This window comes from Nocardia colli, from assembly GCF_008704205.1.
Lineage (GTDB): Bacteria > Actinomycetota > Actinomycetes > Mycobacteriales > Mycobacteriaceae > Nocardia > Nocardia colli.
In genome coordinates this window covers 148766-163361 of sequence record NZ_VXLC01000001.1, presented here as the reverse complement: position 1 = coordinate 163361, position 14596 = coordinate 148766, and the positions used below count along the sequence as shown (strand labels likewise).

17 protein-coding genes are annotated in these 14596 nt (G+C 68.9%); 12 read left to right on the top strand and 5 right to left on the bottom strand.

The genetic code is table 11. The features are described 5' to 3' along the window. Positions 1-18: 18 nt before the first annotated feature. Positions 19-972 carry an HAD family hydrolase gene (locus F3087_RS00870; protein WP_223884854.1) on the bottom strand — a complete coding sequence of 318 codons (954 nt, stop codon included), beginning with the start codon at positions 970-972 and terminating at the stop codon, positions 19-21. A 186-nt stretch (positions 973-1158) separates the two neighbouring features. Between F3087_RS00870 and F3087_RS00865 the strand changes: the two genes are divergently transcribed. From F3087_RS00865 to F3087_RS00840, 6 genes are all read left to right on the top strand, one after another. After that, complete coding sequence (locus tag F3087_RS00865) at positions 1159-1419, top strand: glutaredoxin family protein (RefSeq protein ID WP_150399830.1); 261 nt, start codon at positions 1159-1161, stop codon at positions 1417-1419. Between the two features lie 251 nt (positions 1420-1670). Then, positions 1671-2525 carry a redox-sensing transcriptional repressor Rex gene (locus F3087_RS00860; protein WP_150399829.1) on the top strand — a complete coding sequence of 285 codons (855 nt, stop codon included), beginning with the start codon at positions 1671-1673 and terminating at the stop codon, positions 2523-2525. Continuing rightward, positions 2522-3961, top strand: a complete 1440-nt coding sequence (locus F3087_RS00855) for a glutamyl-tRNA reductase (RefSeq protein WP_150399828.1) — start codon at positions 2522-2524, stop codon at positions 3959-3961. Before F3087_RS00860 ends, F3087_RS00855 begins: the two co-directional genes overlap by 4 nt. Before the next feature lie 37 nt (positions 3962-3998). Next, positions 3999-5078, top strand: a complete 1080-nt coding sequence (hemC, locus tag F3087_RS00850) for a hydroxymethylbilane synthase (RefSeq protein ID WP_150399827.1) — start codon at positions 3999-4001, stop codon at positions 5076-5078. Then, positions 5075-6640 (top strand): bifunctional uroporphyrinogen-III C-methyltransferase/uroporphyrinogen-III synthase, encoded by a 1566-nt coding sequence (locus F3087_RS00845; RefSeq protein WP_150399826.1) that lies wholly within the window; start codon positions 5075-5077, stop codon positions 6638-6640. Before hemC ends, F3087_RS00845 begins: the two co-directional genes overlap by 4 nt. Before the next feature lie 212 nt (positions 6641-6852). After that, on the top strand, positions 6853-7086 hold the full coding sequence (locus F3087_RS00840) for a hypothetical protein (RefSeq protein WP_150399825.1): 234 nt from the start codon (positions 6853-6855) through the stop codon (positions 7084-7086). Positions 7087-7147: 61 nt separating this feature from the next. On the opposite strand, the gene F3087_RS00835 is transcribed toward F3087_RS00840, so the two are convergent. Both F3087_RS00835 and F3087_RS00830 read right to left on the bottom strand, forming a co-directional pair. After that, positions 7148-7420, bottom strand: coding sequence for a hypothetical protein (locus F3087_RS00835; RefSeq protein WP_150399824.1), 273 nt, complete (start codon positions 7418-7420; stop codon positions 7148-7150). A gap of 229 nt (positions 7421-7649) precedes the next feature. Next, positions 7650-8021 (bottom strand): MerR family transcriptional regulator, encoded by a 372-nt coding sequence (locus F3087_RS00830; protein WP_150399823.1) that lies wholly within the window; start codon positions 8019-8021, stop codon positions 7650-7652. A gap of 107 nt (positions 8022-8128) precedes the next feature. Here F3087_RS00830 and F3087_RS00825 point away from each other — a divergent pair, with 107 nt between their 5' ends. Beyond that, a complete protein-coding gene (locus F3087_RS00825) occupies positions 8129-9199 on the top strand; it encodes an alkene reductase (protein WP_150399822.1) in 1071 nt (356 codons plus the stop codon). Positions 9200-9571: 372 nt separating this feature from the next. On the opposite strand, the gene F3087_RS00820 is transcribed toward F3087_RS00825, so the two are convergent. Beyond that, on the bottom strand, positions 9572-10654 hold the full coding sequence (locus F3087_RS00820; RefSeq protein WP_191093721.1) for a tetratricopeptide repeat protein: 1083 nt from the start codon (positions 10652-10654) through the stop codon (positions 9572-9574). A 10-nt stretch (positions 10655-10664) separates the two neighbouring features. After that, positions 10665-11450, bottom strand: a complete 786-nt coding sequence (locus tag F3087_RS00815; protein ID WP_150399820.1) for a hypothetical protein — start codon at positions 11448-11450, stop codon at positions 10665-10667. A 245-nt stretch (positions 11451-11695) separates the two neighbouring features. Here F3087_RS00815 and hemB point away from each other — a divergent pair, with 245 nt between their 5' ends. The 5 genes from hemB to F3087_RS00790 all read left to right on the top strand — a co-directional run bounded on the left by hemB (position 11696) and on the right by F3087_RS00790 (position 14584). Continuing rightward, positions 11696-12673, top strand: coding sequence for a porphobilinogen synthase (hemB, locus tag F3087_RS00810; protein WP_150399819.1), 978 nt, complete (start codon positions 11696-11698; stop codon positions 12671-12673). Beyond that, the gene (locus tag F3087_RS00805) at positions 12670-13194 is read left to right on the top strand and encodes a hypothetical protein (protein ID WP_150399818.1); all 525 of its coding nucleotides are present in this window, start codon (positions 12670-12672) and stop codon (positions 13192-13194) included. The genes hemB and F3087_RS00805 overlap by 4 nt, the downstream gene beginning before the upstream one ends. A gap of 312 nt (positions 13195-13506) precedes the next feature. Further along, entirely contained in the window at positions 13507-14055 is a 549-nt protein-coding gene (locus F3087_RS00800) for a hypothetical protein (protein WP_150399817.1), read from the top strand. Continuing rightward, a complete protein-coding gene (locus F3087_RS00795) occupies positions 14052-14300 on the top strand; it encodes a hypothetical protein (protein WP_150399816.1) in 249 nt (82 codons plus the stop codon). The genes F3087_RS00800 and F3087_RS00795 overlap by 4 nt, the downstream gene beginning before the upstream one ends. A 44-nt stretch (positions 14301-14344) precedes the next feature. Next, entirely contained in the window at positions 14345-14584 is a 240-nt protein-coding gene (locus F3087_RS00790) for a hypothetical protein (RefSeq protein WP_150399815.1), read from the top strand. The last annotated feature ends 12 nt before the right edge of the window (positions 14585-14596 follow it).

Here is a 14596-nt window from a genome sequence, read left to right as displayed (position 1 = left end):
GGCGCTCGTGCGCAGTGCTCAGTGATCCCGCTTGCGGGTCACCGCGGCGGCCACCGCGCCGCCCGCGGCGCCGAGCGCCAGCGCGGTCGGCACGCCGATCTTCGCCGCCTTGCGCCCGGTGCGGAAGTCACGGATCTCCCAGCCTCGGTTCTTCGCCACCTCGCGCAGATCCGAATCCGGGTTGATCGCGACCGCGGTGCCGACCAGCGAGAGCATCGGCACGTCGTTGTGACTGTCCGAGTACGCGGTACAACGCTTGAGGTTCAACCCTTCCCGGATCGCCAGCGTGCGCACCGCGTGCGCCTTGCCGAGGCCGTGCAGGATGTCGCCGACCAGCCGTCCGGTGAACTTGCCGTCCACGCTCTCGGCCACCGTGCCGAGCGCGCCGGTGAGCCCGAGCCGCTTGGCGATCACCTGGGCCAGCTCGACCGGCGTCGCGGTGACCAGCCAGACCTGCTGGCCCGCGTCCAGGTGCATCTGCGCGAGAGCCCTTGTGCCCGGCCAGATCTTGTCCGCGATGATCTCGTCGTAGATCTCCTCGCCGAGCTCGGCCAGCTCGGCGGTGGGGCGTCCGGCGATGAACGCCAGCGCCTTCTCCTTGCCGCTGACCATGTCGGAGCTGTTCTCCCGCCCGGTAACCCGGAACTTGACCTGCTTCCAGGCCACGTCGACCAGGTCGGAGGTCTTGAAGTACTTGCGCGCGGCCAGACCTCGGGCGAAGTGCACGATCGACGCGCCCTGCACCATGGTGTTGTCCACGTCGAAGAACGCCGCCGCGGTCAGATCGCGCGGCACCTCCGGGGAGGTGTCATCGGGCTCGGCGAGCGCCAATTCCGCGTCGTGCAAGGACAATGCGGCGTTCGCGCTGGCCTCGCCGGCCAGGTTGGCCCGCAGCTCTTCCTCGCTGGGGCCGAAGGGGCTGCGCGGGATGCGGGCCAGCTGATCCTGCAGACCCTCGCCGATCGCGCCCAGATTCCACCGCGCCGGAAACTCGCCGAATCGTCCCGCGATGAATCCGGCCCTTGCCACCTTCGATCGTTCCGGCACCGATACCTCCGCCCGTCGCGCGAACCACGTCCACAGTAACCGGGCGGGCCGACAGTCATCGCAGTACCTGGCAGACCGATTCGGGCGTGGCGAGGGGATTTAATATCCGCCATGACCAATCCCACACATTCGGTGACCCTGTTGACCAGATCCGGCTGTGGTCTGTGCGTAACCGCGCTGGACCAGCTGCGCACGATCTGCGCCGAGTTCGGCATCGAGCCCGCGACGCTGGATGTGGACGAGGCCGCGGCCACCGATCCCGGCCTGCGCGCGGAGTTCGGCGATCGTTTGCCAGTCGTGCTGCTCAACGGTCGTGAGCACAGCTATTTCGACGTCGACGAGGCCCGATTGCGGGCGGACTTGAGCCGCTGACCGGTAGCGATGACTGTCCGTTTCGGCCGCAGCGCTGGTCGCGACGGAAAATGAGGCCAATTTCACCGACTTTGTGAAGGGCTGCACAAGCAGTTACGGTGGTGGCACGCGGACCCGCTTGCCGAGGCTGCGGGCCCACCGCGTAAAGACACCCAGCATTCCGACACTTCGACCATGGCACCGGACCGTCCCGGGCCAGAGGTCCAGCGACGAACCGGAACCCGATCGGGCCGGAACGAGGAGCCGACGACGTGACAGAGCAGCATGAGGCGCCGGGCGGCGTCTCCGGCAGGGCTCTGCAGAAGGACATCCCGCAGGCCACCGTCGCGCGTCTGGCGACCTATCTCCGGGTCCTCGCCACGTTGGCCGACGAGGGTGTTGCCATCGTATCGAGTGAGGAACTCGCTGTCGCGGCGGGTGTCAATTCGGCGAAGTTGCGCAAGGACCTTTCCTTCCTCGGACCCAATGGCGTACGGGGTGTCGGCTATGACGTAGCCAGGCTGAGGACAAGGATCGAGGATGTGCTCGGCCTGTCGCAGGGACACCGCGTGGTGCTCGTCGGCGCCGGGAATCTCGGCCGGGCCCTGGTCGGTTACGGCGGATTCCAGCGGCGTGGCTTCACCGTGGTCGGCATCTTCGACAACCATCCCGAGGTGATCGGCCTTTCGGTCGCCGGTTTGGTGGTGCGCGACGTCGCCGGGCTGGCCGAGGCGGTCGCCGCGCTCGACCCGACCATCGCGGTGATCACCGTGCCCGACGATGCCGCGCAGCAAGCCTGCGACGGGTTGGTCGCGGCCGGGCTGCAATCCATCCTGAGCTTCGCGCCCGTCGAACTGATCGCGCCGGCCACGGTCGAACTGCGCCGGGTCGACCTCGCGGTCGAGCTGCAGATGCTGTCGTTCGAGCGAGTGCGCAACGCGGACAACGCATCCGAGCCCGCGGCCAAGGCGCCCGAGGTGGCGCGGCCGAGCCGGATCAGCCACCGCGCGCCCACCGCGCACACCTCGGCCGTGCATCAGGCCCTCAAGCATTCGGCAGCCGCGCATACGGCGTCCTCGCACACGGCAACGGAGCCAAGCAGCAAGGGATCGGTGGTTACTCCATGAGCGTTCTTCTGGTCGGGATTTCGCACAGGAGTGCGCCCGTCTCGGTGCTGGAGAAGGTGGCCATCGCCGACGCCGACCGCCCCAAGCTGATCGACCGCATGCTCACCTCGAGCCACGTCTCCGAGGCGATGATCGTCTCGACCTGCAACCGGGTCGAGGTGTACGCCGTAGTCGACGCGTTCCACGGCGGTCTCGCCGAGGTCGGCGACCTGCTCACCAAGCATTCCGGGCTGCCGCTGCCGGACCTGACCAAACACGCCTACGTGCGCTACAGCGAGGCCGCCGCCGAGCACCTGTTCGCGGTGGCCAGCGGGCTGGACTCGATGGTGATCGGCGAGCAGCAGGTGCTCAGCCAGATCCGCGGCGCCTACGCCTCCGCCGATGCGCAGCAGGCGGTCGGGCGGACCCTGCACGAGCTGGCCCAGCACGCGCTGCGGGTCGGCAAGCGGGTGCACTCGGAGACCGGAATCGACCGGGCCGGAGCGTCGGTCGTGTCCGTCGCGCTCGATCGCGCGCAGCACGTGCTCGGCCCGCTGGCCGGGCGGACCGCCGTCGTGGTCGGCGCCGGCGCGATGGGCAGCCTTGCGGTGGCGCATCTTTCGCGGGCCGGCATCGGCCGGATCATCGTGGTGAACCGCACCATCGGCCGGGCCGCGCGGCTGGCCGAGACCGCGGGCAGCTACGGCGTGGCCGCCGAGGCACTGGAACTGTCCCGGCTGCCCGAGGCGATGGCCGCGGCCGACGTGGTCATCACCTGTACCGGCGCGGTCGGCAACGTGGTGACGCTGGCCGACACGCACCGGGCGCTGACCGAGCGCGAGCGCGGCACCGAATTCGCCACCACCGAACGGCCGTTGGTGTTCTGCGACCTCGGCCTGCCCCGCGACGTAGAGCACGCCGTCGCCGGCCTGCCCGGCGTGACGGTCATCGACATCGAGACCTTGCAGCGCGACCCCGCGGCGGGCGCGGCCGCCGACGACACCGCCGCCGCCCGCGCGATCGTCGCCGACGAGCTGGCCAAATACCTGACCGGCCAGCGGATGGCCGAGGTCACCCCGACCGTGGCCGCGCTGCGCCAGCGCGCCGCCGAGGTGGTGGAAGCCGAACTGCTGCGGCTGGATTCGCGGCTGCCCAGCCTGGCCGATCCGGAGCGGGACGAGGTGGCCCGCACGGTGCGCCGGGTGGTGGACAAGCTGCTGCACGCGCCGACGGTGCGGGTCAAGCAGCTGGCCTCCACGCCGGGCGGCGACAGCTACGCCGAGGCGCTGCGCGAGCTGTTCGAACTGAAACCGGGTGCGGCGCAGGCGGTTGCCACTCCGATGGAGATCAGCGCGATCGGCGAGCACGCCGGCCTGGTGCTCACCGACGCCGACATCGCCCTGGCCGACGACTTCACCGCCGGTCAACCCGGCGACGAACAGGGGCAGCCCGCATGACGGCGCCCGGGAACGGCACGGCCCGCGAGGTGCGGGCATGACACTCGTGCAGGAAGAGGACAACGTGACGGCAGGCAGCACGCCCACGCCGTGGCGGATCGGCACGCGCGGCAGCTTGCTCGCGCTCACCCAGTCGGGCACCATCCGCGACGCGCTGGTCGCCGCGGGGCACGAGGCCGAGCTGGTGGTGGTCAAGACCCTCGGCGATCTGTCCTCTGAGCCGGTGCAGCAGATCGGTGTCGGCGTGTTCACCTCCGCACTGCGCGACGAACTGGCCGCGGGCAATATCGACATCGCGGTGCACTCCTACAAGGACCTGCCGACCGCACAGGACCCGCGCTTCACCATCGCCGCCATCCCGCCCCGGCAGGATCCGCGCGACGCGCTCGTCGCCCGCGACGGACTGGTGCTCGGCGAGCTACCCGCGGGCGCCAAGGTCGGCACCTCGGCGCCGCGCCGCGCCTCCCAGCTGCGCGCGCTCGGCCTCGGCCTGGACATCGTCCCACTGCGCGGCAACCTGGACACCCGCCTGCGCAAGGTCAGTGACGGCGATCTCGACGCGGTCGTGGTCGCCCGGGCCGGCCTGGCCAGAATCGACCGGCTCGACGCGGTGACCGAGGCCTTGGAGCCGGTGCAGATGCTCCCGGCTCCTGGTCAGGGTGCGCTGGCCGTCGAATGCCGCAGCGAGGACGCCGAACTCATCGAGGTGCTCGCCGCGCTGGACGACGCCGCGACGCGCGCGTCGATCATCGCGGAGCGGGCGCTGCTCGCCGAACTCGAGGCGGGCTGTACCGCGCCGATCGGCGCGCTCGCCGAGGTGGTCGAGTCGATCGACGAGGACGGCCGGATCTTCGACGAGCTCTCGCTGCGTGGTTGCGCGGCGGCCGTCGACGGCTCCGACGTGGTCCGGGCCTCGATCGTCGGTGCGCCGGCGAACGCGGACGAGCTCGGCCGGGCACTGGCCCGCGAACTCCTCGACATGGGCGCGCGCGAACTACTCAGCGTCGTCGAACCAGGGCCCAGCGGCCCCGAACCGGATTCCGGTTCGAATACCCAGGCGGTGAATGCGCCCGCCACAGACTTCACCCAACCCAGCCCAATGGAGAACAACCAATGAGCGGACGAGCTATCAAGAAGCAGCCAGGTCGGATCCTTTTTGTCGGGTCAGGGCCCGGCGACCCGGCTTTGCTCACCGTGCGCGCTCGTGAGGTGATCGGTCGCGCGACGCTGGCGTTCACCGATCCCGATGTCGACAAGGGTGTGCTCGCCCTGATCGGGACCGCGGTCGAGCCCGGCGAGGACGGTGAGCGTCCGGTGGACGTGCGGCCCGCGCTCGGCGAGCCCGCCGAGGTGGCCAAGACGCTGATCGCCGAGGCCCGCAACGGCCACGACGTGGTCCGCGTCGTCGCCGGCGACCCGTTGACCACCGACTCGGTGATCGCCGAGGTCAACGCGGTCACCCGCTCGCACATGGTGTTCGAGGTGCTGCCGGGCCTGCCCAACGGGTCGGCCGTGCCGAGCTACGCGGGCATCGCGCTCGGCTCCGGGCACACCGAGGCCGACGTGCGCGGCGAGGTCGACTGGGCCGCGCTGGCCGCCGCCCCGGGACCGCTGGTACTGCACGCCACCTCCGGCCACCTGGCCGAAACCGCAAGCGCCCTGGTCGAACACGGCATGGCGCCGCAGACCCCGGTCGCGGTGACCGTGCGCGGCACCACCCGGCAGCAGCGCACCATCGAGGCCACCCTGGCCACGCTGAACAGCGCCGCCTCCGAGCTGGTCGGGCCGCTGGTGGTGACCATCGGCAAGGTGGTCGCGTCGCGCTCGAAGATGTCCTGGTGGGAGTCGCGCGCGCTGTACGGCTGGACCGTGCTGGTGCCGCGCACCAAGGACCAGGCCGGCGAGATGAGCGAGCGGCTGGTCACGCACGGCGCCATCCCGATGGAGGTGCCGACGATCGCGGTCGAGCCGCCGCGCAGCCCTGCGCAGATGGAGCGCGCGGTCAAGGGTCTGGTCGACGGCCGCTACCAGTGGGTGGTGTTCACCTCCACCAACGCGGTGCGCGCGGTGTGGGAGAAGTTCGCCGAATTCGGTTTGGACGCACGGGCTTTCTCCGGCGTGAAGATCGCCTGCGTCGGCGAGGCCACCGCGGACCGGGTCCGCTCGTTCGGCATCAATCCCGAGCTGGTGCCCAGCGGTGAACAGTCCTCCGAGGGCCTGCTCGCCGACTTCCCGCCCTACGACGACGTTTTCGACCCGGTCAACCGGGTGCTGTTGCCGCGCGCCGACATCGCCACCGAGACGCTGGCCGAGGGCCTGCGCGACCGCGGCTGGGAAATCGACGACGTCACCGCCTACCGCACGGTGCGCGCCTCGCCGCCGCCGGCCGAGACCCGCGAGATGATCAAGACCGGCGGTTTCGACGCGGTCCTGTTCACCTCGTCCTCCACGGTGCGCAACCTGGTCGGCATCGCGGGTAAGCCGCACGCACGCACCATCGTCGCGTGCATCGGCCCGAAGACCGCCGAGACGGCGATCGAATTCGGTCTGCGCGTCGATGTGCAGCCCGAGGTGGCGCAGGTCGGTCCGTTGGTCGAGGCGCTGGCCGAGCATGCGGCCCGGCTGCGGGCCGAGGGACTGCTGCCGCCGCCGCGGAAGAAGAGTCGCCGCAGCCGCTGATTTTCGTTCCATCACACTGCCCGTACCGAGTTCGGTACGGGCAGTGTGCATTTCGTTCACGGTTTGGTGATTGCATCGATATCTGTTGTGCAGCAACGGATTCCGTACCGTGTTGCCGACTGTGCCCATAGAACTATGGGCATCTCACCTCTTTTGGTCGGGGCTAGTTTGGCCTGGCGTGTTAGCGCGATCACAAGAGAGAGTTGGTTTTGATGAAACGATCGATAGTGCACGTCGGCGCGGCAACGTTCGCCACCCTGGTCATCGTATTGTCCGGCGGCGCTTCGGCTTTCGCGGCGCCCGCGCCGGCTGCCGCACCTGCCTACATCGATGGGTCGACGGGCAGTTCGACCGGTTCGGTGCAGGGTTTGCCCGCGATCGGTCGCGGGTTCGTCTGCCTGCTCAAGACGATGTCCGGCGGAGTCGGCAGCATCTGCACCGTTTAGCGCACATTACGACCAGGGGCCGACGGCGTCCGCCGCCGGCCCCTGCCTTTATCTCGTTGCCTCAGTACCGCTTTCGCATCAGCGTGCGCACCATCGTGCAGGTGAGATCGGACGGCGGACGAATGCCGATCACCTCTGCGGTGTGCCGGATGCACTTGTTGTTCGCCGCACTCGGGTTGTACACCCCCGAATCCAGCAGCGCGATGGTCAGCCGCATCGCCTTGAGTTTCCGATTGTGGCGGACATACCACGACCGCGGCCGCCCCGCAGGCAGCCGCTGCTTCTCCAGCGGTGTGTAGGGACGATCGATGAGGACGGTCTTCGTCGCGGGCACAGGCTTCCCTCCCGTTGCGATCGGGGATTCGGCGAACCCCCTCGAACACTGTTTCGATTATACCGCCGCCCACCGACAAAAACCCAGGCCGGAAGGGGTTGTGACGACAGCTCATATCTGTCACCGATCACAGCTCGGTTCTGTCAGCGAGACCGGCCGCAGTGCGCCCGGTCCGCTATGGCCGAGTAGTGGATGGTGCGGGTGTCGAAATGTGGTGCGGAGAACCGGGTTACTGCGGCTGACAGTGATTGCCGGTGACGATCATTTCGGTCGTGCAGGTGATCATGGCGTCCAGTTCGCTGCGAGTGCGGATCAGATCGCTGATCTGGCGATCGATTCGATCACGTTCGGCGACAAACCTTTCCGCGAGCTCCGGGGTTGCCGCACCGGTAGCCATGCACGGCAGGATTTCGAGGATCGACTTGCTGGACAGGCCGGCCGAGTACATGCGCTGGATCATTTCGACGCGGACGATCGCATGGTTGGGATAGTGACGTTGACCGCTGGGGCTGCGGGTGGCGCGGAGTAGGTGGTGCTCCTCGTAGTAGCGCAGAGCGCGGACGCTGACTCCGGTTTTGGCGGCCAACTCGCCGATTCGCATGCTGTCTCCTGGTGATCCGGCTCACTGTCGCTTGCCTCTGACGTCAGCGTCAGGTTTTAGCGTAGCGGTGTCCGATCCAAGCTTCCACCGACACCGAGGATATGACCGTGACCAGCTTGTTCGCCAGTTACCGACGCGGCTCCCTTCGACTGCCCAATCGTGTGGTGATGGCGCCGATGTCGCGTGTGCGGGCCACTGTGGACGGATTGCCGACCGCATCGATGGCGACCTATTACGCGCAGCGGGCCACCGCCGGGTTGATCGTCAGCGAGGGGGTTTATCCGAGCCTGCAAGGGAAATCGAATCCGGGCGGGCCCGGGCTGCACACCGATGCCCAAGTGGTCGCGTGGCGGCCGGTGACCGACGCTGTGCATGCCAATGGCGGCCGTATCTTCGCCCAGCTCATGCACGCCGGGCGGGTCGGGCACCCAGACGTTGCCGGTTATCAGCCGGTCGGCCCGTCCGCGGTCGCGATGCGGGCCGAAGTGTTCACCGGCGCAGAAGGTTTGCAACCCGCGCCCGTCCCCCGGGCACTCGAGTTGGCCGAAATCCCGGGTGAAGCAAAGGTTTACGCCGATGCCGCGCGCCGCGCGATCGATGCGGGATTCGACGGCGTCGAGCTACACGGCGCAAACGGGTATCTGATCTCGCAGTTCCTGTCCACCGGGGCGAATCAGCGCACGGACGCCTACGGTGGATCCATCACCGGCCGAATCCGTTTCGCCGTCGAGGCGGCCGCGGCCACCGCCGACGCGATCGGTGCCGACCGAGTCGGTATCCGGCTCTCACCCGGCGGCACCGTGTGGGACACGGTCGAAGAGGAGGTGCCGGAACTATACGGCGCCCTGTTCACCGAACTCGCCCGACTCGACCTCGCCTACGTCCATGTGCTGGCCGGAGCCGCGGAGGACCTGCTCGTCGCCTTGCGCAAGACCTGGCCGAACACCTTCATCCTCAACCCCGGCGGGCAGATCGCCCCCACTCCGACCGACCGAGCCGACGGCGAGCACTGGCTGGCCCAGGGCGCGGACCTGATCGGCTACGGCCGCGCCTATCTCGCCAATCCCGATCTGGTCGAACGACTTCGGACCGGTCTGCCACTGCGCGAAAGCGATAAGGACACCTGGTACCAGGGCGGCGACACCGGTTACCTCGACTACCCGAGTCACCAATACTGAGGCTTGGCCGGAAAGGGCCACCTTTCAGGAAAACTCGCGGAGGGTGGCGCTGGACCTACCGCATGAGTGGGCGATCATCTGTGCGCTACTGCTGAGACAATTCCAGTTCGCCTGCGACAAGCAGATGCCTGCCAAGCGTGGATCGTGGCGAATCCTGCTGATCGAGAAAGTACAAGCTTTCGTCCTGCGGATGAAAGCGGACTTCTACGGATACAGGGCCGGGGTAATGGCCGGTCCGGCCCGCGCAGAGGCGTCCGGCAACGCATCCCACTGGTACGGGAACTCTGGCGAGACGGTGCCGCAGGGGTCGAGTCGCAGGGCTGAGCCGCGCCCGATCGATAGCTATTGGGCCGCTGCCGATCTCACCAGAACTCAGATGTCGTGCAGCAGTTTCAGTGACTGTGGATGGCCGAGGGCGGCAGCGCGTTCGAGCAGGTGCCTGGCTTCTTGCTGGGCGGGTGTGCGGCCGGTGGCGATCGCTGCTGCGGCGCGCAGGATGCCGGGTTCGGATACGTCGCCGATGAACGGATAGGCGTCTTGTTCGCGCAGGAACAGGGCCAGGTGGAACATCGAGTCGGGGTCGCCTGCTTCGGCGCCGCGGCGGAGCCAGTGTTCGCCTGCTTCGGTGTCGCCGTGGTCGAGGTGCAGGGAGCCGAGGATTGCCATGGCGTCGGTGCGGCCGCGGCGGACGGCCTCGGTGAGCAGCTGGACGGCTCGGTCGATATCGCCGCGGCGGGCGACGTAGAGGCCCAGAGTTCGCATGGCGGTGGGGTTTCCGGCGGTGGCCGCGCGTTCGTACCATTCTTCGGCCTCGTCGTTGCTGCCGCGCCGATTGGCGACAACGCCCATGTTGCACAACGCTTCCGGGGATCCGGCCTCGGCCGCGGGGCGCAGCCAGCGTTCGGCTTCATCGATGTTGCCGCGCTCGAGATGCAGCAATCCGAGTTGCAGGTCCGCGCCGGCGCAGCCCGCGGCGATCGCGGACTCCAGCCAGTGGACCGCGTCGGCGATCCGCCCGTGCGTGCCGAGCAGCAGGCCGAGATCGGCCATCGCGGTCGCGCTGCCGCGTTCGGCGGCCCGGCGGAACCAGTGCTCGGCCTCGGTCAGCTCGTGCGCGTCGCGCAGCAGGTGGGCGAGCTGCTCCATCGCGCCGAGGTCGCCGCGCTCGGCGATCGCGCGCAGGGTGGCTCGTCTGCGCTCCTGTGCGGTCGGCGTGGGGTCCGGTCGCGGGTCGCGGAACAATTGCAGGCCGGACGGGTCCACCGGATGATCGTCGTCGGGCAGCTCGCCGCGCTCCCGGCTGGCGATCGACGCGCTCCACTCGGCGAACCGGTCGTCCTCGGGCCCGATCTCGACCATCCCGTTGGCGATGGTCCCGTCCGGCTGCTTGCCCTGCCACGGAATCAACAGCCGCCCGTCGGACAGCCGACGGGCACCCGAGGCGGGATCTGTCATCGCGGACCTTTCAGGCCGGGTCAGGTGTGCCGTGCCGATAGCCGTGGGTGTCGGCGTATTCGGCCAGTTGTGATTCATAGCTGCTCAAGCTGTCGAGCAACCAGGTATCTCCAGTGTCCTTCACGACCACGATCGGCCCCTTGGTACCCGGCGAAAGGGCCGGCGCGGTGCCGTCGGTGTACCAAGACGTGGTCGACCACGGAAAAACGAACGCCCACCCGACATCGGAGACGTGCCCCTGCGGGCCGAGCTGGAACGGATCGACCGGAACGGCGAACCGCGCGCTGTGCTGATCGAGCAGATGCCGGGCGCTGTTGCGCGCGACCCGGATATCCAACGGCCCGGTCGCGGTGTTCGGGAACGGCAGCGTCGCGTCCGGCAGCGCGCTCAGTTGCCGCCCCGCGGCCACCGAGACCTGGCACGGCCTGCTCTGTAACCGCAGGAAGATGGTGTGCGCGGTATCGGAGAAACGCAGCTGCACGGTGGCGTCCTCGGTGTGCCCGACGAGATGCCGGCCCAGGCTCTGGGTCATCTCGCGTTCGTCCGGCGTCATGCCCAGGTCGTCGAACGCGCGCCGGGCCACCGTCATCAGCTCCGGCTCGGCCAGCTGCCGCGCGATGAACTCGACGCGGAAGATCTGCCCGCTGCCGTCGGCGGCCCGCCACGCGCGCAGCGTCGTCGCCGGCGCGGTGAGCCCGCCGGTGAGCACCGGCCACCAGTCCGAAAGTAGTACCGCGACCCACGACTCGAAGTCGGCGGCTCGAGCCAGCGAAATTTCGGTGTGCGGTTCGGTCATGCTGTCCCCCAGGGGGTCTCGCCCTCCTGTCGGAGTATGCGCCATCGGCCTGCACGACAGGTGTGATTTCGCACACCGTTACTCGCGATCCAGGGTCGATCGGTCCATTTTGTGCATGCTGTCCCCGCGCGCCGGACTAGTGTCGTGGCGAAACGTCCAGCTCCGGCGCGGCGGTGCCGAAGCACCCCGCCGGCCGGGCGGCGGGTGCTCGCGACAGCTCCCGGCGCCGGGCGTATCGTGCGGTTATGACCGGATTGGACCGCCCGCGGCGGTTGCGCCGTACCCCCGCGCTGCGTCGTCTCGTAGCCGAAACCACGCTCGAGCCACGGCAATTGGTGTTGCCGATGTTCGTGGCCGACGGCCTGGACGAGGCGCGGGAGATCAGCTCGATGCCCGGCGTCTACCAGCATTCGATGGACTCGCTACGCAAGGCGGCCGTCGAAGCGGTGACCGCGGGTGTCGGCGGCCTGATGCTCTTCGGCGTGCCGCGGCACGAGGACAAGGACGCCACCGGCAGCCAGGCCAGCGACCCGGACGGCATCCTGAACCGCGGCCTGCGCGCGCTGGCCGACGAGGTCGGCGAGTCGACCGTGATCATGGCCGACACCTGTCTCGACGAATTCACCGATCACGGCCACTGCGGCGTGCTCGCCGCCGACGGCTCGGTGGACAACGACGCCACCCTGCACCGCTACGTCGAGATGGCGCTGGCCCAGGCCGCCTCCGGCGCGGATCTGCTCGGCACCAGCGGCATGATGGACGGCCAGGTCGGCGCGATCCGGCGCGGCCTGGACGCGGTCGGCCGCACCGACACCGGCATCCTGGCCTACGCGGCCAAGTACGCCTCGGCGTTCTACGGCCCGTTCCGCGAGGCCGTCGCCTCCTCGCTGGAGGGCGACCGGCGCACCTATCAGCAGGACCCGGCGAACCGCCGCGAGGCGATCCGCGAACTCGAGCTGGACCTGGCCGAGGGCGCGGACATCGTGATGGTGAAGCCGGCCATGTCCTACCTGGACATCCTGCGCGACGTCGCGGACCGCTCGCCGGTCCCGGTCGCGGCCTACCAGATCTCCGGTGAGTACTCGATGATCACCGCGGCCGCCGAGCGCGGCTGGATCGATCGCCGCGGCGCCATCCTCGAATCGCTTATGGGCATCCGGCGGGCGGGCGCGGATTTCGTGCTCACCTACTGGGCGACCGAAGCCGCACACTGGTTGTCGTGACGAACCTGCCGGGACCGATCGGCGCCGCGCCCGCCCCCGCGCCGATGCCGGTGGACGTCGGCACCGCGCGGCAATTGTGGTGGGGTGTGGTCGGATTCGGCGTGGTGCAGCTGATCGCGTCGGTGGTGGCGGCGCTGTCGCAGCGGCACACCTTCGCCAAGGAGGTCTTCGACCAGGCCAGGGAAAAGGATCCGCAGGTCACCCTGGCCAGCGCCGAATTGATGGTCGCGCTGGTCTACGTCGTCGTGGTGTTCATCGGGCTCGGCGTCGCCGCGCTCGCGCTGCTGATCGTGCATCAGTTCGCCCGCGGCAAGCTGTGGGCGCGCACCATGCTGACCATCGCCGGGGTGTGGCTCGTGGTGATCGGTGTCGGCGCGCTGTTCGCGTTCGGCGCGGTGACCGGCGCCGCCTCGCTGGTGGCCGGCGGCGCCGCGATCGTGCAGGCGGTGCTCGCGGGCGGCGCGATCTATCTGTCGCACCGGCCGGAATCGACTGCTTATTTCCAGGTGAGCCGGCGGTGAACGGTTGGTGCCCGAATTTGTCGGGGCAACGCCGGCATGTATCGTGAGGGTTGTCACAGTGGACATGGGAACCGGTAGTTGTTTGTCAGACGTTGTCACACATCGCGTGCGGGAATTCGTCAAATGGCTCCGGGGAATCGGAGGCATCAATGCGAGTGGTGATCCAACAGCCGCAGAGCATTCGGCGGGAATTGGCCGTGTTGAGCCTGCTGATCCTGTTCGGCGTCGTCACCGTCGCCGTGTTGCTGTTGCCCGGTCTCACTCGCTGATTCCGCACTCCGCCTTGCCGATTCGCGACGCCGTGGGCGTCGCATGAGCGAGCGGCCGGAGGATTCCGGCATCTTGTTCGCCGAGCCGGGTGCGCGCTGGCGCACCGTCGCCTACGGGCCCATTCTGTGCCTGATCATCTTCGTCGTGGAACTGACCACCGGTAGTTCCGTGCACTGGTTCGCGCTGCTGTTCTGCGGCTCGCTGATCGCCATGTTCGTTGTGCTGCAGGTGATCGCGGGCCAACGCCACGTCAGCGTCGAACTCACCGCCGACACGCTGCGCGACGGCACCGAGACGCTCCCGCTCAGCTCGATCGACGCCGTGCTGCCCGAACGCGACGAAGACGCCTGGGACGACGAGGACTGGGAAGAAGCCCGCGCGCTCGGCGAACTGAGCGGCGTGCCCCGCCGGCGCACCGGCATCGGCCTGCGCCTGACCGACGGCAGCCTGGTGCAGGCCTGGGCGAAAGACCATCGCGGCCTGCGCGCCGCATTGACCACGGCGATCGGCCGGCCGCCGGAACCGGCGGCCGCGGACGATCCGGCGACCGAGACCGACGACAAGCACAGCGAGAACGGAGTCGACCGATGAGGGGATCGATCACGGTGGCCGCCACCGAACTCGGCGTGGTGGTGCTCGGGCTCGTCGCCGCGGTGCTGAGCTGGCAGCAGGGCATCCAGAAGACCACCTTCGCCGCCATCGGCCAGGCGCCGGAATTCGTCGCGACCCGCTACGTCACGCCGTGGCTGCTGCTCGCCGCGGTCCTGGTCGCGATCGCGGGTCTGTGCGCCATCGACGCGGTCGGCCGCGTCGTGCGGGTGCGCCAACACCGCTGACGCCGCACCTGTTTCGCCCCGCGGATCGCGGGAATATCGGATCCATGAAACCGACAGTCACGCTCCAGCGCACGCTTCTCGGTGCCGCAGCCGTCGGCCTGATCGGCGCGGCAACGGTGGCCCCGGCGGTCGCCGCGCCCGCCGAGGTTTCCCCGGCGCCACCGGCCGCGGTGGTGCCCGTCCTGGTTCAGGCGCCACCGTCGCCGCTGCTACACGCGCTACCCGCTCCGCTGGCCTGCCTGGTGACCACCGGGTTCGCCCTCTGGTGTATCGGCATCACTTAAGAAATCGGTTGT

Excerpts from the sequence above, each read along its gene's own strand:
- F3087_RS00865 (WP_150399830.1), top strand. The coding sequence starts at position 1,159 with ATGACCAATCCCACACATTCGGTGACCCTGTTGACCAGATCCGGCTGT.
- F3087_RS00855 (WP_150399828.1), top strand. The coding sequence starts at position 2,522 with ATGAGCGTTCTTCTGGTCGGGATTTCGCACAGGAGTGCGCCCGTCTCG.
- hemC (WP_150399827.1), top strand. The coding sequence starts at position 3,999 with ATGACACTCGTGCAGGAAGAGGACAACGTGACGGCAGGCAGCACGCCC.
- F3087_RS00845 (WP_150399826.1), top strand. The coding sequence starts at position 5,075 with ATGAGCGGACGAGCTATCAAGAAGCAGCCAGGTCGGATCCTTTTTGTC.
- F3087_RS00840 (WP_150399825.1), top strand. The coding sequence starts at position 6,853 with ATGAAACGATCGATAGTGCACGTCGGCGCGGCAACGTTCGCCACCCTG.
- F3087_RS00830 (WP_150399823.1), bottom strand. The coding sequence starts at position 8,021 with ATGCGAATCGGCGAGTTGGCCGCCAAAACCGGAGTCAGCGTCCGCGCT.
- F3087_RS00820 (WP_191093721.1), bottom strand. The coding sequence starts at position 10,654 with ATGACAGATCCCGCCTCGGGTGCCCGTCGGCTGTCCGACGGGCGGCTG.
- F3087_RS00815 (WP_150399820.1), bottom strand. The coding sequence starts at position 11,450 with ATGACCGAACCGCACACCGAAATTTCGCTGGCTCGAGCCGCCGACTTC.
- hemB (WP_150399819.1), top strand. The coding sequence starts at position 11,696 with ATGACCGGATTGGACCGCCCGCGGCGGTTGCGCCGTACCCCCGCGCTG.
- F3087_RS00800 (WP_150399817.1), top strand. The coding sequence starts at position 13,507 with ATGAGCGAGCGGCCGGAGGATTCCGGCATCTTGTTCGCCGAGCCGGGT.
- F3087_RS00795 (WP_150399816.1), top strand. The coding sequence starts at position 14,052 with ATGAGGGGATCGATCACGGTGGCCGCCACCGAACTCGGCGTGGTGGTG.
- F3087_RS00790 (WP_150399815.1), top strand. The coding sequence starts at position 14,345 with ATGAAACCGACAGTCACGCTCCAGCGCACGCTTCTCGGTGCCGCAGCC.